Source organism: Promicromonospora sp. NPDC050262, assembly GCF_040655935.1.
Classification (GTDB): Bacteria; Actinomycetota; Actinomycetes; order Actinomycetales; family Cellulomonadaceae; genus Promicromonospora.
Genome location: NZ_JBFAKX010000023.1, coordinates 1 through 20,450, shown reverse-complemented (window position 1 = coordinate 20,450; position 20,450 = coordinate 1). Strand labels below are relative to the sequence as shown.

General features: G+C 73.1%; 18 protein-coding genes. 10 read left to right on the top strand and 8 right to left on the bottom strand.

Features of this window, described 5'->3' with window-relative positions; translation table 11 throughout:
- Positions 1-13: 13 nt before the first annotated feature.
- From AB0I29_RS24465 to mshD, 6 genes are all read right to left on the bottom strand, one after another.
- A complete protein-coding gene (locus AB0I29_RS24465; protein WP_357486569.1) occupies positions 14-1,018 on the bottom strand; it encodes an inorganic phosphate transporter in 1,005 nt (334 codons plus the stop codon).
- Between the two features lies 1 nt (position 1,019).
- A complete protein-coding gene (locus AB0I29_RS24460) occupies positions 1,020-1,637 on the bottom strand; it encodes a DUF47 family protein (RefSeq protein WP_285107549.1) in 618 nt (205 codons plus the stop codon).
- A 340-nt stretch (positions 1,638-1,977) separates the two neighbouring features.
- A complete protein-coding gene (locus tag AB0I29_RS24455) occupies positions 1,978-2,577 on the bottom strand; it encodes a hypothetical protein (protein WP_285107551.1) in 600 nt (199 codons plus the stop codon).
- A gap of 94 nt (positions 2,578-2,671) precedes the next feature.
- Positions 2,672-3,688 carry an NUDIX hydrolase gene (locus tag AB0I29_RS24450; RefSeq protein WP_357486566.1) on the bottom strand — a complete coding sequence of 339 codons (1,017 nt, stop codon included), beginning with the start codon at positions 3,686-3,688 and terminating at the stop codon, positions 2,672-2,674.
- A gap of 14 nt (positions 3,689-3,702) precedes the next feature.
- On the bottom strand, positions 3,703-6,225 hold the full coding sequence (locus AB0I29_RS24445) for an RNA degradosome polyphosphate kinase (protein ID WP_285107704.1): 2,523 nt from the start codon (positions 6,223-6,225) through the stop codon (positions 3,703-3,705).
- A gap of 57 nt (positions 6,226-6,282) precedes the next feature.
- A complete protein-coding gene (gene mshD / locus AB0I29_RS24440; protein WP_357486564.1) occupies positions 6,283-7,248 on the bottom strand; it encodes a mycothiol synthase in 966 nt (321 codons plus the stop codon).
- 145 nt (positions 7,249-7,393) lie between these two features.
- Here mshD and AB0I29_RS24435 point away from each other — a divergent pair, with 145 nt between their 5' ends.
- The 7 genes from AB0I29_RS24435 to AB0I29_RS24405 are packed head-to-tail and all read left to right on the top strand — an operon-like array spanning position 7,394 to position 15,195.
- Complete coding sequence (locus tag AB0I29_RS24435; protein WP_357486562.1) at positions 7,394-8,743, top strand: amidohydrolase family protein; 1,350 nt, start codon at positions 7,394-7,396, stop codon at positions 8,741-8,743.
- A gap of 5 nt (positions 8,744-8,748) precedes the next feature.
- Positions 8,749-9,519, top strand: coding sequence for an ABC transporter ATP-binding protein (locus AB0I29_RS24430; protein WP_357486560.1), 771 nt, complete (start codon positions 8,749-8,751; stop codon positions 9,517-9,519).
- Positions 9,516-10,352, top strand: a complete 837-nt coding sequence (locus tag AB0I29_RS24425; protein WP_357486558.1) for an ABC transporter permease — start codon at positions 9,516-9,518, stop codon at positions 10,350-10,352. The genes AB0I29_RS24430 and AB0I29_RS24425 overlap by 4 nt, the downstream gene beginning before the upstream one ends.
- A 45-nt stretch (positions 10,353-10,397) precedes the next feature.
- The gene (locus AB0I29_RS24420) at positions 10,398-11,603 is read left to right on the top strand and encodes a hypothetical protein (RefSeq protein WP_357486556.1); all 1,206 of its coding nucleotides are present in this window, start codon (positions 10,398-10,400) and stop codon (positions 11,601-11,603) included.
- A 9-nt stretch (positions 11,604-11,612) separates the two neighbouring features.
- Positions 11,613-12,971 (top strand): FAD-binding oxidoreductase, encoded by a 1,359-nt coding sequence (locus AB0I29_RS24415; RefSeq protein ID WP_357486554.1) that lies wholly within the window; start codon positions 11,613-11,615, stop codon positions 12,969-12,971.
- Positions 12,971-13,795, top strand: coding sequence for a creatininase family protein (locus tag AB0I29_RS24410; protein WP_285107567.1), 825 nt, complete (start codon positions 12,971-12,973; stop codon positions 13,793-13,795). Before AB0I29_RS24415 ends, AB0I29_RS24410 begins: the two co-directional genes overlap by 1 nt.
- The gene (locus AB0I29_RS24405; protein ID WP_357486552.1) at positions 13,792-15,195 is read left to right on the top strand and encodes an amidohydrolase family protein; all 1,404 of its coding nucleotides are present in this window, start codon (positions 13,792-13,794) and stop codon (positions 15,193-15,195) included. The genes AB0I29_RS24410 and AB0I29_RS24405 overlap by 4 nt, the downstream gene beginning before the upstream one ends.
- Here the strand turns inward: AB0I29_RS24405 and AB0I29_RS24400 are convergent.
- Positions 15,164-15,763, bottom strand: a complete 600-nt coding sequence (locus AB0I29_RS24400) for an XRE family transcriptional regulator (protein ID WP_285107570.1) — start codon at positions 15,761-15,763, stop codon at positions 15,164-15,166. The two genes, AB0I29_RS24405 and AB0I29_RS24400, sit on opposite strands and share 32 nt — an antisense overlap.
- A gap of 137 nt (positions 15,764-15,900) precedes the next feature.
- Between AB0I29_RS24400 and AB0I29_RS24395 the strand changes: the two genes are divergently transcribed.
- Entirely contained in the window at positions 15,901-16,419 is a 519-nt protein-coding gene (locus tag AB0I29_RS24395; protein WP_285107572.1) for a flavin reductase family protein, read from the top strand.
- 78 nt (positions 16,420-16,497) lie between these two features.
- Here the strand turns inward: AB0I29_RS24395 and acs are convergent, their stop codons facing one another.
- Positions 16,498-18,528 carry an acetate--CoA ligase gene (gene acs / locus AB0I29_RS24390; RefSeq protein WP_357486549.1) on the bottom strand — a complete coding sequence of 677 codons (2,031 nt, stop codon included), beginning with the start codon at positions 18,526-18,528 and terminating at the stop codon, positions 16,498-16,500.
- A gap of 181 nt (positions 18,529-18,709) precedes the next feature.
- Here acs and AB0I29_RS24385 point away from each other — a divergent pair, with 181 nt between their 5' ends.
- Both AB0I29_RS24385 and AB0I29_RS24380 read left to right on the top strand, forming a co-directional pair.
- On the top strand, positions 18,710-19,801 hold the full coding sequence (locus AB0I29_RS24385; protein ID WP_357486547.1) for an NADH:flavin oxidoreductase/NADH oxidase: 1,092 nt from the start codon (positions 18,710-18,712) through the stop codon (positions 19,799-19,801).
- A 414-nt stretch (positions 19,802-20,215) separates the two neighbouring features.
- Positions 20,216-20,450: hypothetical protein (locus AB0I29_RS24380; RefSeq protein WP_357486545.1), on the top strand; the 235-nt coding region annotated here is incomplete at its 3' end.

Below are 20,450 nucleotides of genomic sequence, written 5' to 3'. Positions count from 1 at the left end.
CCCGGGGGTCTGGTCAGGTCAGGAACGGCCAGAGCGCCCACGTCGCCAGCGCGGCCACGAGGGCGGCGGCGGGGATGGTGAGGACCCAGGCGACGGCGATGTTCTGGGCCACGCCCCAGCGCACGGCGGAGAGCCTGCGGGTGGCGCCCACGCCCATGATCGCGGAGGTGATCGTGTGCGTGGTGGAGACCGGGGCGTGCAGCACGAACGCGTTGACGTACAGCACGAGCGCCGAGACCGACTCGGCCACGAAGCCCCGGGCCGGGTCGAGCTCGATGATCTTGCGGCCGAGCGTGCGCATGATGCGCCAGCCGCCCGAGTACGTCCCCGCGGAGATGGCCGCTGCAGCGCACAGCTTGACCCACAGGGGGATGCCGCTGTCCGGGTTGGCCCAGCCCACGGTGAGCAGCGCCAGGTAGATGACGCCCATGGTCTTCTGCGCGTCCTGCAGGCCGTGGCCCAGTGCCATCGCGGCGGCCGAGGCCGTCTGCGCGATGCGGAAGCGCCGGTGGGTCTTGGCCGGCGCGGCGTTGCGGAAGATCCACAGCACGGCGATCATCACGGCGAAGGCCAGGCCGAAGCCCACCAGGGGCGAGATGACCATCGGGAGCACGACCTTGTCCACGATCGCGGACCAGTAGACGCTCATGCCGCCCGCGAGCCCGGCCCCGACCAGCCCGCCGATGAGGGCGTGCGTGGACGACGACGGCAGCCCGAACCACCAGGTGATGAGGTTCCAGGTGATCGCGCCGAGCAGGGCGCACAGCACCACGGCGAGCTCCGCGTGCGTGCTCGCCCCCGTGAGGTCGACGATCGAGGTGGCGATGGTCTCCGCGACCTCGGTGCCCAGCAGGGCGCCCGCGAAGTTCATGGTCGCCGCCATGAGGAGGGCGACGCGCGGCGTCAGCGCCCGGGTCGAGACCGACGTGGCGATCGCGTTCGCGGCGTCGTGGAAGCCGTTCGTGTAGTCGAAGCTCAGGGCGAGCGCGACCACGAGGACGACGAGGGCGACCTCCAACTCAGGACTCCTTGAGAGCGATGGTCTCGACCATGTTCGCCACCTTCTCGAAGCTGTCCGCGGCGTTCTCGAGAACCTCCACGATCTCCTTCAGCTTCATGAGCTGGACGGGGTCGCCCGCCAGGTCGTCGAAGAGCTGGGCGATGAGCTTGCGGTGCAGCTTGTCCGCCTGGTTCTCCAGGCGGTTCACCTCGACCCAGTAGTCGGCGAGCTTGTCCATCGAGCGCAGGCGCGGCATCGCCTCGGCCGTCAGCTCCGCGCACCGCTGCAGCACCTGGACCTGGTCGGAGACGCGGTCCGGCAGGCCCTCGACCTTGTAGAGGACGATGAGGTCGGCGGCCTCGTCCATCTCGTCCATGCAGTCGTCCAGGGCCGAGGCCAGGCTGGAGATGTCCTCACGGTCGAACGGCGTCACGAAGGTCTGGTTGAGACGCCGCATGATCGAGTGCGTGGCGTCGTCGGCGAGGTGCTCGACGTCGTGCATCTCGTCGGCCAGCTTTTCGCGGCCCGCCCTGTCCGCACCGAGCAGCTCCGCCAACAGGGACGAGCCCCGGACAAGATGCTGGGCCAGGGCGGCGAGAAGGTCGAAGTACGTGGTGTCGCGCGGAGTAAGGCGCACGAGGGCTCCCGTTCTGAGGGCTCTGGAACCTGCTCAGCGTAGGGCTGTTGCCGACTATCGCCAATTTGCAAGGTCATGCTTTGGCAACTCGTGACACACGGCACAGCGCCGGTGCCGGGGCGCCACGGAGGGCGCGGGAGGCCGGGATGTGGGGGAAGAGTTGGGCGACGCCGAACCGGGAGCGCCTCTCGGCGCGGGGCCGCTCGTAGCGGCTTGAGGTGGAGCCCGGGGCTACCGCAGCCCGGCGTCGCATGGACCATCGTAGTCCCGTACGCGGATCTGCCAAGGGGGTCGGACGTCACAGGGCGCGCCCGCGCGGAGGGCTTGACAGCGTGCGGGCCTACTCCAGGGAGCCGGTTCTCCACAGGTCACCGGCTCTTTCCAGCTCTTCCGCGGTGCGCAGCAGCGAGCTGGCGCCCCGGGTCATCCGGGTGGCGCCGGTGGGGTCGGCGACCTCGCGGGAGTCCGCGTCGAAGGCCGCGCCGGTCGAGAGGATCCGGCAGAACGCGCCCGCCCGTTCGAGCGCGACGGCGAGGTCTCCGGTGAACACGCCGGACAGCACGGCGTCGGCGAGTATCTGCAGGTCACCGGGTTCCGGCGGGCTCGGCACGCCCGCGACGGCCTCCTGGACCGGGGCGGCGTCCACACCGAGTCGATACCTGAGCATGACGGTAGGCATGTCCCGCCGCACCCACTCGCGCAGCACGTACAGGCGCCAGAGCGCGCCCGGCAGGGAGACGGGGGCGGCGTCGGCCCACAGGCCCGCGACGGTGTCCAGGCCCTCGTTCTCGACGAGGTGGATGAGCCGCTCCACCACGGCAGGGTCCTCGGTGGTGCGGGCGCGGTCCACGAGGGCCCTGGCCGTCGCGTGGGCGATCTCGTCACGCAGGGCAGGGTCCGTCTCGCCGGGTAGCGCGTCGGCGTCCCGGGGGTCCAGCATGGCCGGCCGTCTCGGCGGTCGTTGGTCGCTGCTCATGGAGACCGATAGTGCGCCGAAATGAAACGTGTGTCCACCACGATCCTGGTCGATCTGGTCACCAGACCTGCGGACTTACCTTCTCCGTGGCCACGACGCGCGGTCCCGAGGGCGTGTCGGCGACGTGCGCGACGAGCACCTCGCCGGGTTCGAGGAACGGGTCCTGCCGGGGCAGGCCGTCCGCCACGGCACCCTCCGCATGCTGGGTGAGCACGTCCAGCACGGTGGGCAGCACGGGCCGGTGGGTGCAGATCAGCGACGACTCGGTGGCCTCCTCGAGCAGCTCGCCCACGGTCGCCGCGACGCGCGACGGCGACCGCTCGTGCTGCGCCTCCGTGAGGTACTCGCTGTAGCTCGGGCGCAGGCCGGCGGCCCGCACGTACGGGTCGATGGTCGTGGCGCAGCGCTCCCAGCGGGAGCTGATCACGTGCTCGACGCCGTAGGCGGCCAGCACGGGTACCAGTGCGGCGGCCTGCCCGTGCCCGAGCGGGGTGAGAGGACGGTCGCGCTCCCCGCCGTGCCAGGAGGTGCGCGACACCGCCCGGCCGTGCCGCGCGATCACGAGCACGCGGGTGTCCAGCGCGCCCTCGGCCTCGGCGGCGAGCAGGGCGTTCAGCGGCCCGCGGTCGGACGCGCGGGTGAGGCGGCTCACGGCGTCGGCGGCGTCCAGCCACTCCACCGTGTCGACCTCCTCGCGGTCGACCGGGGCCACCGGCACACGGGCCGCGAGCCCTGCGGTGTCCCGGCCCCTGCGGGCCCGGCGGGATGCCCAGTAGTGCACCCGCTTCACGCGGCCCTCCGGCGTCAGGTACTGCAGGCCGGGAAGAGGGCGGCCGAGCACGATCTCCTTGCCCGTCTCCTCGGCGACCTCGCGGATCGCCGCGCCCTGGAAGGTCTCGCCGGTCTCCAGCTTGCCCTTGGGCCACGACCAGTCGTCGTAGCGGGGGCGGTGCACCAGCTGCACCTGTACGTTGCCGGCCCGACGACGCCAGACGATCCCGCCCGCCGTCATCACCACGGGAGTGTGCATCCCCGCCGGCGGCGAGGTCGCCGTCGTCGGCTCGGTACCCACCACCGACCTCCGGCCCGTCACCGGACGGGCTCGAGCCGGCGCCGCTGCCGCTGGATCAGGACCGCCTGCAGGTCGCGGAGGCCGTTGCCCTCCGAACCCGACGAGGGGCGCTCCCACCGGCCGTCCGGCAGCAGGTGCCAGGACGCCGTCGTGTCCGCCATGGACTCGTCCAGCAGGCCGAGCAGCTCGCCGATGTGGGTCGGGTCGGAGATCCGGATCAGGGTCTCGACGCGGCGGTCGAGGTTGCGGTGCATCAGGTCGGCCGACCCGATGTACACCTCCGGGCCCGTCGCGGGGCCCTCGGCGAGGGCGGGGCCCACCGAGTTGGCGAACGCGAAGATGCGCGAGTGCTCCAGGAAGCGGCCCAGGATGGACCGCACCCGGATGTTCTCGCTCAGGCCCGGCACGCCCACACGGACGGCGCAGATGCCGCGCACGACCAGGTCGACCTTCACGCCGGCCTGGGAGGCGCGGTACAGGGCGTCGATCACCGTCTCGTCGACCACCGAGTTGATCTTCATCTTGACCCACGCCTCGTGGCCCGCGCGGGCGGCGGCCGCCTCGCGCTCGATGCGCTCGACCAGGCCGGAGCGCACCGCGCGGGGCGCCACGAGCAGCCGGTGGAACGTCGACTTCGGCGCGTACCCGGAGAGCTGGTTGAACAGGCGGGTCAGGTCCTGGCCCACGTCGGGGTCGCAGGTCAGCAGGCCGTGGTCGGTGTACAGGCGCGCCGTCTTGGGGTGGTAGTTGCCCGTACCCACGTGGCAGTAGCGCAGCAGGGAGCCGTCGGGCTCCTGGCGCACCACGAGCGACAGCTTGCAGTGCGTCTTCAGGCCCACGATCCCGTAGACCACGTGCACGCCCGCCTCCTCGAGCTTGCGCGCCCAGGAGATGTTGGCCTCCTCGTCGAACCGGGCCTTGATCTCGACCAGGGCGAGCACCTGCTTGCCGGCCTCGGCGGCGTCGATCAGCGCGTCCACGATCGGAGAGTCGCCCGACGTCCGGTACAGGGTCTGCTTGATCGCCAGCACGTTCGGGTCGGCCGCCGCCTGCTCCAGGAACGTCTGCACGCTCGTGGAGAAGCTGTCGTACGGGTGGTGCAGCAGGATGTCCCGGCGCCGGATCGCGGCGAAGACGTCGGTGGGCTTGGAGCTCTCCACCTCCGCGAGGTGCCGGTGCGTGGACGGCACGAACGGCGGGTAGTGCAGGGAGGTCAGGTCGAGGTCCGCGATGAGGTTGAGGCCGGTGAGGTCCAGGAGCGCGGGCAGCTCGTAGACCTCCTCCTCCTTGACGCCCAGCTCCCGGACGATCAGGTCGCGGATGCGCGGGCTGATGTCCTTGGCGATCTCCAGGCGTACCGGCGGGCCGAACCGGCGCCGCAGGAGCTCCTTCTCCATCGCCTGGAGCAGGTTCTCGGCGTCGTCCTCCTCGACGTCCACGTCCTCGTTGCGGGTGACGCGGAACGTGTGGCTGTCCCGCACCTCCATCCCGGGGAACAGGTAGTCGAGGTGCTGGGCGATGACCTCCTCCAGCGGCACGAACGAGAGCGGGCCGCGCTGCGGGTCGGCCTTCTTGGTGCCGGGGCGGCGCGGCTTGCCCGACGCGTCGACCGCGATGAAGCGCGGCAGCAGCGGCGGCACCTTGACGCGGGCGAAGTGCTCCTTGCCCGTGGCCGGGTTGGCCACCACCACGGCCAGGTTGAGCGAGAGGCCCGAGATGTAGGGGAACGGGTGCGCCGGGTCCACCGCCAGCGGGGTGAGCACCGGGAAGATCTGCTTGCGGAAGAACTTGTGCAGCCGCTCCTGCTCCTTGGTGTCCAGCTCCTCCCAGTGCACCAGCGTGATGCCCTCGGCGGCCAGCGCCGGCTGCACCTCGTCCTCGAACACGCGCGCGTGCCGGGCCATCAGGGTGTGCGCGCCCTCGGAGATCGCCGACAGCGCCTGGCGGGGGCTGAGCCCCGAGGCGCTCGTGACCGCGATACCCGTGGCGATGCGGCGCTGCAGGCCGGCCACGCGCACCATGAAGAACTCGTCCAGGTTGGACGCGAAGATCGCCAGGAACCGCACGCGCTCCAGCAGCGGGATGCGCGGGTCCTCCGCGAGCTCCAGCACCCGCTGGTTGAACGCGAGCCAGCTCAGCTCCCGGTCGGCGAACCGGTCGACCGGCAGCGGCTCGCCGAGCAGCGGGTCGAGCAGGCTCGTCCCGCCGGGGTTCTCCGCGATGTGCTCCGCGATGTGCGCGGCCAGGCTCGGGTCCAGGGAGTGCGGCGCCAGGATGTCCTCCGGCTCGCCCGGCTTCGGCGGGGCCGGCCTCGGCGCGGCCGGCTTCTGCGCAGGCTTCTCGACGAGGGCGGACCTTAGCGCGGTCGGCCGCGCGGCCCCGGCGGCGACGGCGGGCACGCCGTCGGTCACCTTGGCGGCCGGAACCGGGACGGACTCGCCGTCGGTCGGCTCCACGCTTGCGGTACGGGGGCTCTGCTTCATGAATCGACCGTTCTTGTCCCGGGTCCTGGCGGAGCTGCTCGCGACGCTGTCCTTCATGTCGTTCATGGTGTCACCGTTCGGTACACAGTGGGTGACGCTCCCGGAGAGCGTCCGTCACGGGCGGGCATACTGCACGTGTACAGCGGCCCGCGCGAAGCCTGCGCGCTCGTACGTGGCGAGGGCGGGCGTGTTGTCGCCCTCGACGTAGAGCACGGCGCGCGTGGCCCCGGATCGTGCGAGGTGGACCAGCCCCACCTCGGTCATCAGCCGGCCGAACCCCTTGCCCTGCTGGTCCGGGTCGACGCCCAGCGCGTAGATCTCGCCGTCGCGCGCGCCGTCCGGCTGGCCCGGCTCCGTCTTGGTCCACTGGAACGCGACCGGGTCGGCGTCGTCCACGCCGGGCGCCTCGTCGGGCACCAGGAGGAAGAAGCCCTCCGGGTCGAACCACGGCTCGGCCTGCCGGGTGCGCAGGTCGTCGAGCGACATCCGGCCCTGCTCCGGGTGGGTGGCGAAGGCGCGCGCGTTGACGCGGAGCCAGGCGGCGTCGTCGGCCCCGGGGCGGAAGGTGCGCAGGCGGTAGCCGGCAGGGGCGGCGGGCACCTCCGGGGCGCCGTCCGCCCCGGCGAGCGGGCGGGCCAGGAAGAGCAGCTCACGCACCGGCCGCAGCCCCGCCGCCCGCGCGAACTCGCGGGCGGGCTCCAGGTCGCCGTGCGCCCACACGCGCAGCTGCTTGCCGTGCTGGCCGGGCTCGCCCGAGCGTGACGGCAGCGTGGCGTCGCGCTCCGCGGTGCGCAGCAGCACCCGGCCGTGACCGTTCCTGCGGTGCTCCGGATGGATCACCAGCTCGGCGCTCGCGGTCTCGCCCGACCGGTCGATCTGCACGTAGCCGACCGTGCTGCCCGCCGTGGTGTGCGCCACGACGTGCGTGATCCACTCCGCGTCCGTGCCGAGGTTGAGCAGGGGCTGTTCGGACAGCGGCGCGACGCCGTCGTGCGCCTCCGCGGCCGCGGCCAGGTCTCGGACGGCCTGCTGGGCGTCGGCGTCGAGCGGGCCGATCTCGATGGGGGCGGCGATTCGCATGGACCCATCTTGCTCCACGGGGCGGGGTGACGTTTCACACGGCCGCGCCGCACCGGACACGCGGCGGAAACAGGCCGCCTCTAGCGTTCCGAATGTTCCTCTGATCAACATTCTTGTCCGGCCGGGCCGGCGGAGAGGAGATGCCGTGCACGACGGCACCACGAGGTCGGCGCCTCTCCCCGTCGGTGGTCCCGACGGTGCCGCGCTGCTCGCCGGCGCCCACGTCACCGCCCTGCGCGGCGTGCGCACCGTCGACGGCGAGCTCGTCGACGTCGAGATCGACGCCGGCCGGGTCACCTCCGTGGCGCCCGCCGGCCGGTTGCCGCACCTGGGCGACGACACGGGGCGGCTGGACGCGACGGGCTGGCTCGCGCTCCCCGCGGCGTGCGAGCCGCACGCGCACCTCGACAAGGCGCTGACCGCCGCGCGCATCCCCGCCGGGACGGGGGAGGACCTGGTGGGCGCGATCGAGCGCTGGCGGGAGATCGCCCCGCACATCGACGGCGCCGACGTGCTCGACCGTGCCCGGGCCGCCGTGGGGCGCTACGTCAGCCGGGGCATCACGACGGTCCGGACCCACGTGGACGCCCCCGCGGAGGGCGACCCGCTGCGCATGCTCGACGCGCTGCTCACCCTCCGCGAGGAGCTCGCGGGGTCGGTGACGCTCCAGGTCTGCCTCCTCGGCGGGTGGCACACCCCCACCGAGGTCTTCGCCGAGGCGGCCGCCCGCGGGGTGGACGTGCTCGGCGGGTGCCCGCACCTGGCCCCCGACCCGCGCGCGGAGATCACCCGGGTGCTCGACCTGGCCGAGCGCACCGGTCTGCCCGTGGACCTGCACGCCGACGAGCAGACGGCGCTGCCGGACGACGGCGTGCTCGACGTCGAGGCGCTCGCCCGCGAGGTGATCGCGCGCGGCCTGACCCAGCGCGTGACCGCGAGCCACGCCGTGCGGCTCGGGTCGCTGCCGCCGGACCGCCTCGGCCCCGTCGTCGACCTCGTCGCCCGGGCCGGCCTGGGCGTGGTGACGCTGCCGATCACCAACCTCTACCTCCAGGGCCGCGACAGCACGCACCTCGCGCCCCGGGGACTGACCGCCGTGCGTGCCCTCCTGGACGCGGGGGTCCCCCTGGCCGCGGGGGCCGACAACCTGCGCGACCCCTTCAACCCCGCGGGCAGCGCCGACCCCTTCGAGACGACGTCGCTGCTCATGACCGCGGCGCACCTGTCCGCGCGGGAAGCGCTCGACGCCGTGACGTCTGGCGCCCGCACCGTGCTCGGCCTCCCGGCCGCGGGACTGTCTGTCGGCGACCGTGCCGACCTCGTGCTGGTGCCCGACGTGCCGTTCGGCGACGTGCTGGCCGGCGCGACCCTCGCGCGCGTGGTCGTCGCCGGCGGCCGCGTCGTGGCCGACACCCGCGTGCAGACCGCCCTCGCCCTCGGACCGGCCGCCATCCCGGCGGCCGAGGCCCCGCAACCCGACCAGCTCGTGAGGTGACCCCAGTGAGCACAGTGAGCACGACGACCCCGCGACCCCGGTCCATGACGCGCACCCTCGTGCTCGACGACGTGGCCAAGGCGTTCCCGACCGGCACCGTGGCGCTCGAGGGGGTGAGCCTGACGGTCGCCGCCGGGGAGTTCGTCTCCGTCGTCGGGCCCTCCGGCTGCGGCAAGTCCACCCTGCTGCGCCTCGCCTCGGGGCTCGACGAGGTGACCGGCGGCGACATCGAGGTGAACGCCACCTCGACGTCGTACGTGTTCCAGGAGCCCACGCTCCTGGAGTGGCGCAGCGCGCTGCGCAACGTCGAGCTCGCGGGCGAGCTGCGGGGCGCCGCGAAGGCGGACCGCCGCAAGGGGGCGCAGGAGGCGCTCGACCTCGTGGGCCTGACCGGCTTCGAGAAGCAGCACCCCCGGCAGCTCTCCGGCGGCATGCGGATGCGCGTGTCGATCGCCCGGGCGCTCGTCGCCGAACCCGACCTCGCGCTGTTCGACGAGCCGTTCGGGGCACTCGACGAGATCACCCGCCTGCGGATGCAGACCGAGCTGCAGAGCCTGTTCGCGCTCAAGGGCTTCGCCGGGCTGTTCATCACGCACTCCGTCTCGGAGGCGGTCTACCTCTCCACCCGGGTGGTCGTGATGAGCGGCCGCCCCGGCCGCGTGGTGGCCGACATCCCCGTCCCCTGGTCCTACCCGCGCCCGCCCCGGCTCCGGTACGAGCCCGAGTTCGCGGCGCTCACCGGCGAGGTCTCGGCGGCCCTCGAGGAGCACTCATGAGCACCGCCCGACCGATCACCGCCCGCCCGACCACCGCCCGACGCAGGCTGTTGTCCGCCGGGACCGCCGCATGGCCGCTGCTCGCGGCCGTGCTCGGCATCGTCGCCGTCTGGTACGGCGTCACCTACCTCGTGCTCGCACCCGAGCGGCGCTTCCTGCTGCCGCCGCTGCACGAGGTGCTCGGAAACACGCTCGGCAACCCGAACGTCATGAACCCCATGTTCGACGCCCTCTGGCAGACCGTCGGGGTGGCGCTGTGCGGGCTGGCGATCGCGGTGGTGCTGGGCATCGGGTACGCCGTGGTCATGGCGCAGGCCGGCTGGGCGGAGAAGATCCTCTACCCGTACGCCGTGATCCTGCAGACCATCCCGATCCTGGCCCTCACGCCCCTGATCGGGATCTGGCTGGGCTACGGCTTCAGCGCCCGCATCGTCGTGTGCGTGATCATCGCGCTCTTCCCGATGATCGCGAACACGCTGTTCGGGCTGCAGTCCGCCGGTCCCGCCGCGCACGACCTGTTCACGCTGAACCGCGCCACCCGCGTGCAGCGGCTCCTCAAGCTCCAGTTCCCCGCGGCGCTCCCGTCGATCTTCACCGGCCTGCGCAACGCGGCGGGCCTGAGCGTCATCGGTGCCATCGTCGGCGACTTCTTCTTCCAGCAGGGCTCGCCGGGGATCGGCGGCCTGCTGCGCACCTACACGCTGCGCCTGAACATGGACGCCCTGTTCATGGCCATCATCCTCACCGCGCTGTTCGGGGTCGCGATGTTCTCCGTCTTCGCAGCGCTGGACCGGGCCGTCATCGGCCGCTGGTACGGCCGCGGCGTCGCCTGAGCGCCGCGCGTCCCCCCCTCGCCCCCTCCCCCCTCAGGAGTCCTCATGCCCTTGTCCCTCATGCCCTTGTCCCGACCGCGACGCCTCGCGTTCGCCGCGCTGTCCGTCCTCCCGCTCCTCGCCCTGACCGCCTGCGGCACCGGCACCGCCGACGCGCAGGCGGGCGGCACCGGCCAGGTCGACGCGCCGGCGGCGGAGGCCGGCGGACCCCTCGACCTCGCCGACGTGTGTCCCGCGACCGTCGTCATGCAGCAGGACTGGCAGCCCGAGGCGGAGCACGGGGCGATGTACTCGCTCGTCGGCTCGGACCTCACGGTGGACACCGACGCCAAGTCGGTCACCGGCTCCCTGGTGGCCCAGGGCGTCGACACCGGGGTGGACATCGAGGTGCGTCCCGGCGGGCCGAACGTGAACTTCCAGCCCGTCCCGTCGCTCATGTACCTCGACGACTCGATCCTGCTCGGCGCGGTGACCACCGACGTCCAGATCACCGCGCTGGCCGACAACCCGGTGGTCACCGTCGCCTCGATGCTCACCACCAGCCCGCAGATCGTGATGTGGGACCCGGAGAGCCACGACGGCGCCGAGACGATCGAGGATGCCGCCGCGGACGGCGACCCCGTGGTGTCCTCCGGCGACGTCTTCCCCCGCCTGCTCGCCGCCCAGGGCATCATCGACGACGCGCAGATCGACCTCAGCTACGAGGGCACACCGCAGCGCTTCGTCTCCGACCCGGCCGTGCTGCAGCAGGGGTTCGCCACGGCCGAGCCGTACATCTACGAGAACGAGATCCCGCAGTGGGGCAAGCCGGTCGGGTACCAGCTCCTCGCCGACGTCGGCTACTCGGTCTACCCGGAGGCGCTCGCCGTGCGCGCCGACAAGGTCGAGGAGAACGCCGACTGCCTCGCCAAGCTCGTGCCGATCATGCAGCAGGCCCAGATCGACTACCTCGACGACCCGCAGGCCACCAACGAGCTGATCGTCGACCTCGTCGACCAGTACCAGACCGGGTGGACCTACTCGCTCGGCGTGGCCGACTTCTCCGTGCAGGCCCAGAAGGACCTCGACCTCGTGGTGGACGACCCGGCCTCCGGGGTGTTCGGCAGGATCGACCCCGACCGCATGACCGAGATCGTCGACACCTTCGCGCCGATCCTCGTGGACGCAGGCCAGATCGAGTCCCCGGACATCGAGCCCGAGTCGCTGTACACCAACGAGTTCACCGACGACACCATCTCGATGGGGAGCTGACGAGCACCGATGACCGACCACACTCCGAACACCGCAGAGCGGTCCGCGCTGGCCGCGGCCGAGATCGCCCGCACGCTCGGGCCCGGGCTCGTCTCCGTCGAGGCGGAGCTGCTGCTCAAGGCGTCGTCCGACTGGTCGCGCATGTCGCCGATCCTGCGGGAGAAGGTCCCCGCGGGCCGGTACCTGCCCGACGCCGTGGTGCGCCCGACCACCGCGGACGAGGTGGCGCAGGTGCTGCGCATCGCCTACGAGCACGACGTGCCGGTGACCCCGCGCGGGTCGGGGACGGGCAACTACGGGCAGGCGACGCCGTTCGACGGCGGGCTCGTGCTCGACCTGCGCGGCCTCGACACGATCCGGGTCAACGACTCGGGCACGGTGACGGCGGGCGCGGGCGCGAAGATCAGCGCGATCGACGTGGCGGCCCGGGCCGCCGGACGGGACATCTGGATCTACCCGTCCACCAAGGGGACGACGATCGGCGGCTTCGTGGGCGGCGGCTCGGCCGGCACAGGGACGATCGAGCACGGGTCCACCTCCGACGGGTTCGTGCTCTCGCTCACCGTCGCCCCGATGGACGGCAGCGGCACCACGTTCACCGTGACCGGCCCCGACGTCATGCCGTACGTGCACGTCTACGGCGTCACCGGCGTGATCGTGGAGCTGGAGATCGCCACCGACCCCGCCCGCGACTGGGTCGCCGTCTACGCGGCCTTCGCCGACTGGGCGTCGCTCACGGGCGTGCACCGCTCGCTGCTCGACCTGCCGGTGCTGCCGCGGCTCGCGTCCGCGGACCCGCCCGCGCTGGTGCCGAGCCTGCCCGCCACCGTGCCGCTCGACCCCGAGCGGTACAGCCTGCGCGTCATCGCAGAGGCCTCGACCGTGGCCGAGGTCGAGGCGCGGATCGTGGCGGCGGGCGGCGCGGTGGTCGCGAGCCTCGCGGACTACGCGGAGACCGACAAGCTGTCGTCGATGTCGTACAACCACCCGGTCTACCACCTGCAGCAGGCGCACCCCGAGCGCACATGGTTCCACATGGAGACCGGCGGCCGGGCGCACTGGGAGCGTGAGGACGAGGTCCGGGCCGTCTACGACGGCGACGTCCACCTGCACCTGGAGCTCATGGGCACCGCCCCGCTCGCCATGGTGGTCGCCGACTACGTCTCGGAGGCCGAGGCGCTCGCCGGGATCGAGCGCCTGGAGGCGCTCGGCCTGGGCGTGCACTCCCCGCACCAGTGGTACGTGGACCGGCACGTCGACCTCGCCCGCGAGACGGCCCGCACCACCGACCCGAAGGGTCTGCTCAACCCGGGCAAGCTCGTGGACGCTCCGCCGGTCGACACCCGCGTGAACATCGGGGTGCGCTGATGGGCGCGGCCCGGGCCCCGCGGTTCGCCGACCTGACCTGGCCGGAGATCGAGGCGCTGCCCGACGACACGGTGGCGGTGCTGCCCCTCGGCGCGATCGAGCAGCACGGCCCGCACCTCCCGGTGTCCACCGACCTGGTCACGGCGACGGAGGCCGCGGCGGCCGCCGCCGCGGCGGTGACGGCGTCCGGTACGGCGTCCGTCGTGCTGCTCGAACCGCTCGCCTACACCAAGTCGGACGAGCACGCCGGGTTCCCCGGCACGATCTGGCTGTCGTGGGACACGCTCATGCGCGTGCTGGTGGACGTCGGACGGTCCGTGGCGGCCTCAGGCATCACCCGGCTGCTGTTCGTCAACGGGCACGGCGGCAACTCCGCGCTCGGCCAGGTCGCGAACCGTGAGCTGCGCCGCCGGTTCGGGCTGCGCACCTTCTTCGCGCACGTCGCGACGCCGCGCGACCAGGGCGGCGCCCCGGCGTCCGGCGCCGAGCACGGGCTGGGCGTGCACGGCGGCCACGGCGAGACCTCGCTCATGCTGCACCTGCGCCCGGAGCTGGTCCGGATGGACCGCGCCGAGCGGCGCGTGCCGGAGGACCTGCTCGCGTACGAGCAGATCGGGTTCGGCCGGTCGACGTCGTTCGGCTGGCTGTCGAGCGACTTCGGCCCGGACGGCCACATCGGCGACCCGACGACCGCCACCGCCGAGGCGGGCAAGGAGCTCTTCGAGCACGCGGTCGAGCACCTCGCACGCACCTTCGTCGAGGCGTCCCGGTTCACCACCCCGGCCGACGGGGCCGCGGGGCTGACGCCGCGGGACCGCGGGTGAGCGCTGCGGGGGCGGGCGGCGAGGTCGGCGGCGGGCCGCGGACGGCGCCGGGGCTGGTCGTGCGGGGTGCGCTCGCGGTGCGCACCGGGCCGGGCGCCGTCGAGGGCGAGCCGGGCGGCGACGTCGTGGTGGGCGCGGACGGCCGGGTGGTGGGCGTGGGTCCGGCCCCTGGGTCCGCGGCCGGCGGGCTCGCGGGCGGCGTCGAGGAGCTCGACGCCACCGGGTGCGTCGTCACGCCCGGGCTCGTGAACGCGCACCACCACCTGCTCCAGACGGCCTTCCGGACGCTGCCCGGCACCCGCGGCGTCCCGATGCGCGAGTGGCTCGGCCTGATGGCCGCCGCCTACGCGCGTGCCCGGGTGGACGCGGAGCTGGTGGGTCTCGCCGCACGCGCGGGGCTCGCCGAGGCGCTGCTCAGCGGCGTCACGACCGTCGCCGACCATCATCTGACCTGGCCCGCGGGGCTCTCCACCGCCGAGACGGTGGACCTCGCCCGGGCGGCGGCCGGGGCGGCCGACGAGCTCGGGGCGCGCCTCGTGCTGGTCCGCGGCTCCGCGGGCGACGACGCCGAGGCGGCGGCGTCGAGCGCCGACGCGATCGCCGCGGCGCTGGTGGGCGACGCGCCCGGTGGCGTGCGGGCCGACGGCCGCGTCCAGGTGGCGGTCGGCCCGGCCGGCGTGCACAGCGACGGCGAGCAGACGTTCCGGCTGCTGGGCGAGGTGGCGGCGCGGCGCGGGCTGCGCCGTCGCACCCAGGCCAACGAGCAGGTGGACGTGGTCGCGGCACTGGAGCGCTATGGCCGGCGCCCGCTGGACCTGCTGGACGAGTGGGGCTGGCTGGCCCCCGACGTCACGGTCGCGCACCTGTGCGACGTCACCGACGACGAGATCGCCCGCCTCGCCGCCTCCGGCGCGTCCGCGACGCACGCGCCGGGGTGCGACGTGCCGATGGGCTGGGGCGTCGCGCCGGTGGCGCGGCTGCTCGCCGCCGGCATCACCGTGGGCCTCGGCACGAGCGGCGGCGGGTCCAACGACGCCGGCCACCTGCTCGCGGACGCGCGGCTGGCCATGCAGGTCTCCGCCCTGGTCGGCCGCCAGCTCACGGCGCGCGAGCTGCTGGACGCCGCCGGCGCGGGGTCGGCGGACGGGCTCGGCAGGCCCGAGCTCGGCCGGCTGGAACCCGGCTCGGCCGGGGACCTGTGCGTCTGGGACGTGAGCGGCGTCGCCGACGCCGGGGTGGCCGACCCGGTCGCCGGCCTGCTCTGGGCCGCGCCCGGGCGCAGGCCGCGCCACGTCGTGGTCGGCGGGCGGGTGGTCGTCCGCGACGGCCGCCTCGTGACGGCGGACGAGCGCGACGTCGCGCGTGGGCTCAGCCGGCGTCTCGCGGGAGTCGCTGCTTGACGACCAGCAGGCGGTAGGGCTCGCCGTCGGCGCTGGCCCAGCGGTGGCGGGTGCCGCCGCGGTAGAAGGCGGAGTCGCCCGGTCCGGCGCTCTCCAGCGTCCCGTCGAGGTCGAGCAGCACGTGCCCCTCCACGACGTAGGCGAACTCGTCCTCGTCGTGCGCCCAGTACGGACCCGGCTCGCGGGACGTCCCGGTGTACTCCATCGGGTCGAACGGGCGGTCGCCGGCCGGCGCGAGGGCCCGGACGGTGCCGCCGCCCGCCGAGGCGGCCGAAGCGTCGTCGGTCCGGCGCACCACGGGGGTGCCGCCCGCGGCGGGCGCCGTGCCCTCGGTGAGCAGGAGCTGCTGGGTGGTGCCCAGCCGGTCCGCGACGCGGAACAGCGACGACATGCTCAGCCGTGCCCGGCCGCGCTCGACCTGGCTGAGGAACGAGTGCGAGAGGCCCGTCGCCTCGGCGAGCTGGACGAGGGTCAGGCCCTGGGCATGGCGCAGCCCGCGGATCTTCTGCCCCAGGCGGGTGACCGATCGATCGAGAGGGTCGGTGGCCTCGTCGATACGCACGTCCATGCCTCGAATGCTAGGGGAGACGGGCCCTCGGACGGTGGCGTTGCGGCGCGTTTCGGGGCTCGTCCGCAGCCGTAACAGAACCCACGCGCCGGAGTGATCCCGGCGAAACATCGAGCGCGGAGGATGGAGAGATGTTGATGTCATCAACATCGCCTCTCGATCCCGTCGCCGACGGTTTCCGGGACGCGATGGCCGGGCTGGCGAGCGGCGTGTGCGTGGTGACGACGGCGGCGGGCGGAGTGCCCGCGGGCCTGACGACCACGGCGGTGATGAGCGTGAGCCTGGACCCGCCGCTGGTCGCCGTCGGGGTCGCGCACTCCAGCCGCACGCTCGGACCGCTGCGGGCGGCGCGGCGGTTCGCCGTCCACGTGCTCGCGCACGACGCGCGGGACGTGGCTGCGGTCTTCGCCTCCAAGGCGCCGGACAAGTTCGCCGGCCTCGCCGTCCGACCGGGTGAGGGCGGTGTACCGGTCCTCGTCGAGGACGCGCGGCACGTGCTGGAGTGCGAGACCTGGACCGAGGTCGAGGCCGGCGACCACCTGCTGCTCCTGGGGCGGGTGGTCCGGGTGCACGCCTCCGGGTCCGTCGAGGGGCGCGCGCTGGTGCACTTCGACCGCACGTTCCACGAGGTCGGGCCGGAGCGCACCGAGGGCTGACGGCGACGGCCGCCGAGGTGGTCGTCCCACCTCGGCGGCTGCCGGTCCGGTCCTCCTGGGACTCGGCCCTCCGGTAGCTCAGTCCTCCGCGGACGCCGACGGCGCCGCCAGGCCCGCCGTGATCAGGTCCATCACGGAGGAGTCGGCCAGCGTCGTGGCGTCGCCCACGGCCCGGTCCTCGGCGACGTCGCGGAGCAGGCGGCGCATGATCTTGCCAGACCGGGTCTTGGGCAGCTCCGGCACCACGAGGATCTTCTTGGGCTTCGCGATGGGGCCGATCTCCTTGCCCACGTGGTCGCGCAGCTCCTTCTGCACCTCGGCAGCGCCCTCCGGCGTCGAGGCCCGGCCGGCGTGGCTGCCGCGCAGGATCACGAACGCGACGACGGCCTGGCCGGTGGTGTCGTCCGCGGCACCGACGACGGCGGCCTCCGCCACGATCTCGTGCGACACGAGCGCCGACTCGATCTCGGTGGTCGACAGCCGGTGGCCGGACACGTTCATCACGTCGTCCACGCGCCCGAGCAGCCAGATGTCGCCGTCCTCGTCCTTCTTGGCGCCGTCGCCCGCGAAGTAGAGGCCCTCGAACCGCGACCAGTACGTCTCCTTGTAGCGCTCCAGGTCGCCCCAGATGCCGCGGAGCATGGACGGCCACGGCTCGGTGAGCACGAGGTAGCCGCCACCGCCGTCGGGCACGGGCTGCGCCTCGTCGTCGACCACGGTCGCGGCGATGCCGGGCAGCGCCACCTGCGCCGAGCCGGGCTTGGTCGCGGTCACGCCCGGGAGCGGGCTGATCATGATGGCGCCGGTCTCGGTCTGCCACCAGGTGTCGACGATCGGGGCCTTGTCGCCGCCGATAACGCGGCGGTACCACATCCACGCCTCGGGGTTGATGGGCTCGCCCACCGAGCCGAGGACGCGCAGGGACGAGAGGTCGAACCCGCCCGGGATGTCGTCGCCCCACTTCATGCAGGTGCGGATCGCCGTCGGCGCCGTGTAGAGGATCGAGACCTTGTACTTCTCGATGAGCTCCCACCAGCGGCCGCGGTGCGGGGTGTCGGGCGTGCCCTCGTACAGGACCTGCGTCGCGCCGTTCACGAGCGGGCCGTAGACCACGTAGGAGTGGCCGGTGACCCAGCCGACGTCGGCGGTGCACCAGTAGACGTCGGTCTCCGGCTTGAGGTCGAACACGTTCCGGTGCGTGTACGCGGCCTGCGTGAGGTAGCCGCCGGTGGTGTGCAGGATGCCCTTCGGCTTCCCGGTGGTGCCGCTGGTGTACAGGATGAACAGCGGGTGCTCCGCCTCGACGGCCACCGGCTCGTGCTGGTCGGACGCCTCGGCGAGGGCCTCGTGCCACCACACGTCCCGGCCCTCGACCCAGTCCACGTCCTGCTCGGTGCGCCGCACGACGAGCACCTTCCGCACCGTCGTCGGGTCGGCGCCCTCCTTGGGGGCGAGTGCTTCGTCGACGGCCGGCTTGAGGGCCGACGGCGCGCCGCGGCGGTAGCCGCCGTCCGCCGTGATGACCAGCGTGGCCTCGGCGTCGGCGATCCGGCTGCGCAGGGCGTCCGCGGAGAATCCGCCGAAGACCACGGAGTGCGGGGCGCCGATGCGGGCGCAGGCCAGCATCGCGACGACCGACTCGACGAGCATCGGCAGGTAGATGACCACGCGGTCGCCGGTCTGCACGCCCAGGGCGGTGAGCGCGTTGGCCGCGCGGGACACCTCCTGCTGCAGGTCGGCGTACGTGACCGTGCGGGTGTCGCCCGGCTCGCCCTCGAAGTGGATGGCGACGCGGTCGCCGTGGCCGGCCTCGACGTGGCGGTCCACCGCGTTGTACGCGGCGTTCAACGTGCCGTCGGCGAACCAGCGCGCGACGGGGGCTCCGCTCCAGTCCAGGGTCTCGGTGAACGGCGTCTTCCAGGTCACGAGCTCCCGGGCCTGGCCGGACCAGAACTCCAGGCGGTCGGCCGACGCCTTCTCGTACAGGTCGGCCTGTGCGTTCGCCTGAGCCGCGAACTCCGCGCTGGGCGGGAAGCTCCGGGTCTCGTGCAGAAGGTTCTCGAGGCTGGGGCTGGATGCCGAGCCCGACGTCGGGTTGGTGTCTGTCACGGTGACCTCCGGTGCGCGTCTTCGCGTTCGTTCGGGCAGGTGCTTGGGGCTGCCTTGACGTTGTCTCTGGTCGGTGAGTGTAGTCCCGGACGGTGACCCCCCTCACAAACCGGTGTCACTTCCTGAGACGTCGTGCCGATGCCCCGGAATTGCCCGGAGACCGGCCACGTTAGGGGCTGGCGTGAGCCTCCTCCTCGAACCGATCGCCCTGCGCGACCTCGCCCTGCCGAACCGCGCCTGGCTGGCGCCGATGTGCGAGTACTCGGCGGACGACGGGCTCCCGAACGACTGGCACCTCGTGCACCTCGGCGCCCGGGCCGCCGGCGGGTTCGGGCTCGTCATGACCGAGGCGACCGCCGTCGTGCCGGAGGGGCGCATCTCGCCGCAGGACACCGGCATCTGGAACGACGTGCAGACCGCCGGGTGGAAGCGGATCGTCGACTTCGTGCACGCGCGCGGGGCGCGGATCGGCATCCAGCTCGCGCACGCGGGGCGCAAGGCGTCGACCTTCCGTCCGTGGGCACCGGAGCAGGGCAGCGTCCCGGCGGCCGACGGCGGCTGGCCGACCGTCGGGCCGTCCGCCACGCCCTACCCGGGGTTCGCGACGCCCGAGGAGATGACCCCCGAGCAGGTCGCAGACGTCCCTGAGCACTTCGCGGCGGCCGCGCGCCGGGCCCGCGAGGCCGGCTTCGACACGGTCGAGGTGCACGCCGCGCACGGGTACCTGTTGCACCAGTTCCTGTCGCCAGTCGCCAACTCGCGGACCGACGAGTACGGCGGGTCGGCCGAGGCGCGCTCGCGGCTCGTCGAGGAGACGGTGGGCGCGGTGCGGTCCGCGTGGCCCGAGGACCTGCCCGTGCTGGTCCGGCTCTCCGCGACCGACTGGCTGGAGGGCGGGCTCGAGGTGGACGACGTCGCCGCCGTCGCGGGCCGGCTCGGCACGCTCGGTGCCGACCTCGTGGATGTCTCGACCGGGGGTGTGGCGCCGGCGCACATCACCGTGGGGCCGGGCTACCAGGTGCCGCACGCACGCCGGGTGCGTGAGGTGTCGGGCCTGCCGGTCAGCGCGGTGGGGCTGATCAGCGACCCGGTCCAGGCCGAGCAGATCCTCGTGGAGGGCTCGGCGGACGCCGTCATGATCGGCCGCGAGGCGCTGCGCGACCCCTACTGGCCGCTGCGGGCGGCGCACACGCTGCGCGACAAGATCGGGACGGTTCCCGTGGACGCCGGCGTGGGGGTGCAGCCGCAGTACTCGCGGGCGCAGTGGCGGTGAGGGCTGCTGTGCAAACGGCGGGAATCGCGGCTGACGGCGTTTCAACGCCTGGAGAATGCCGGGTGTGGTGATTCTTTTCCGGCCGGCGTGCATTCCGCGAAACGATTCGCCGTGCGGCCGGGCTCCTCGCAATTTCCGTTCGCGATCCGGAAGTGCGAGGGCCCGGCCACTGCGGTGGCGAGATCTCGGCCTATCGAGTACGGAATCCGGGAGCATCCTCAAGCCGGGTTCCGCTCTCACCAGCTGGACGGGGTTGACCGTGCACGTCGCTCGCCGTCGATCAGGCTTGCGCCTTTTCGACCCCCAGGGCACGGTCCCTGCCGCCCTGAATACTTGCTGTGAACACAATCACACTGCCTGTCGCTTACAAAAGCAACCGGAGCGCAGTGATCTTCACAATTGCCAATTCCTGTCATGTGCGCAATTGCCTGGGAAAATCTTCGGCCTTACCGATCCTTGACCTTTTGCGGCGGCCAGGATGAGGTGGGGTGCGCCCGTCGGATCGGCAGCTGGCCCGCCCTGGTTCGGCAGTGCGCCCGTTGGTTCGGCAGTTGGCATCGAGATCGGCACATGGACTACACCGCCGAGCTGCTGGCCTCCGTGCCGACGCCGGACCCGGTGGCGCAGCGCGAGCGGCGCGCGGCGCGGC

Excerpts from the sequence above, each read along its gene's own strand:
- AB0I29_RS24445 (WP_285107704.1), bottom strand. The coding sequence starts at position 6,225 with ATGAAGGACAGCGTCGCGAGCAGCTCCGCCAGGACCCGGGACAAGAAC.
- AB0I29_RS24420 (WP_357486556.1), top strand. The coding sequence starts at position 10,398 with ATGCCCTTGTCCCTCATGCCCTTGTCCCGACCGCGACGCCTCGCGTTC.
- AB0I29_RS24400 (WP_285107570.1), bottom strand. The coding sequence starts at position 15,763 with ATGGACGTGCGTATCGACGAGGCCACCGACCCTCTCGATCGATCGGTC.
- AB0I29_RS24395 (WP_285107572.1), top strand. The coding sequence starts at position 15,901 with ATGTCATCAACATCGCCTCTCGATCCCGTCGCCGACGGTTTCCGGGAC.
- AB0I29_RS24415 (WP_357486554.1), top strand. The coding sequence starts at position 11,613 with ATGACCGACCACACTCCGAACACCGCAGAGCGGTCCGCGCTGGCCGCG.
- AB0I29_RS24410 (WP_285107567.1), top strand. The coding sequence starts at position 12,971 with ATGGGCGCGGCCCGGGCCCCGCGGTTCGCCGACCTGACCTGGCCGGAG.
- mshD (WP_357486564.1), bottom strand. The coding sequence starts at position 7,248 with ATGCGAATCGCCGCCCCCATCGAGATCGGCCCGCTCGACGCCGACGCC.
- AB0I29_RS24455 (WP_285107551.1), bottom strand. The coding sequence starts at position 2,577 with ATGCTGGACCCCCGGGACGCCGACGCGCTACCCGGCGAGACGGACCCT.
- AB0I29_RS24425 (WP_357486558.1), top strand. The coding sequence starts at position 9,516 with ATGAGCACCGCCCGACCGATCACCGCCCGCCCGACCACCGCCCGACGC.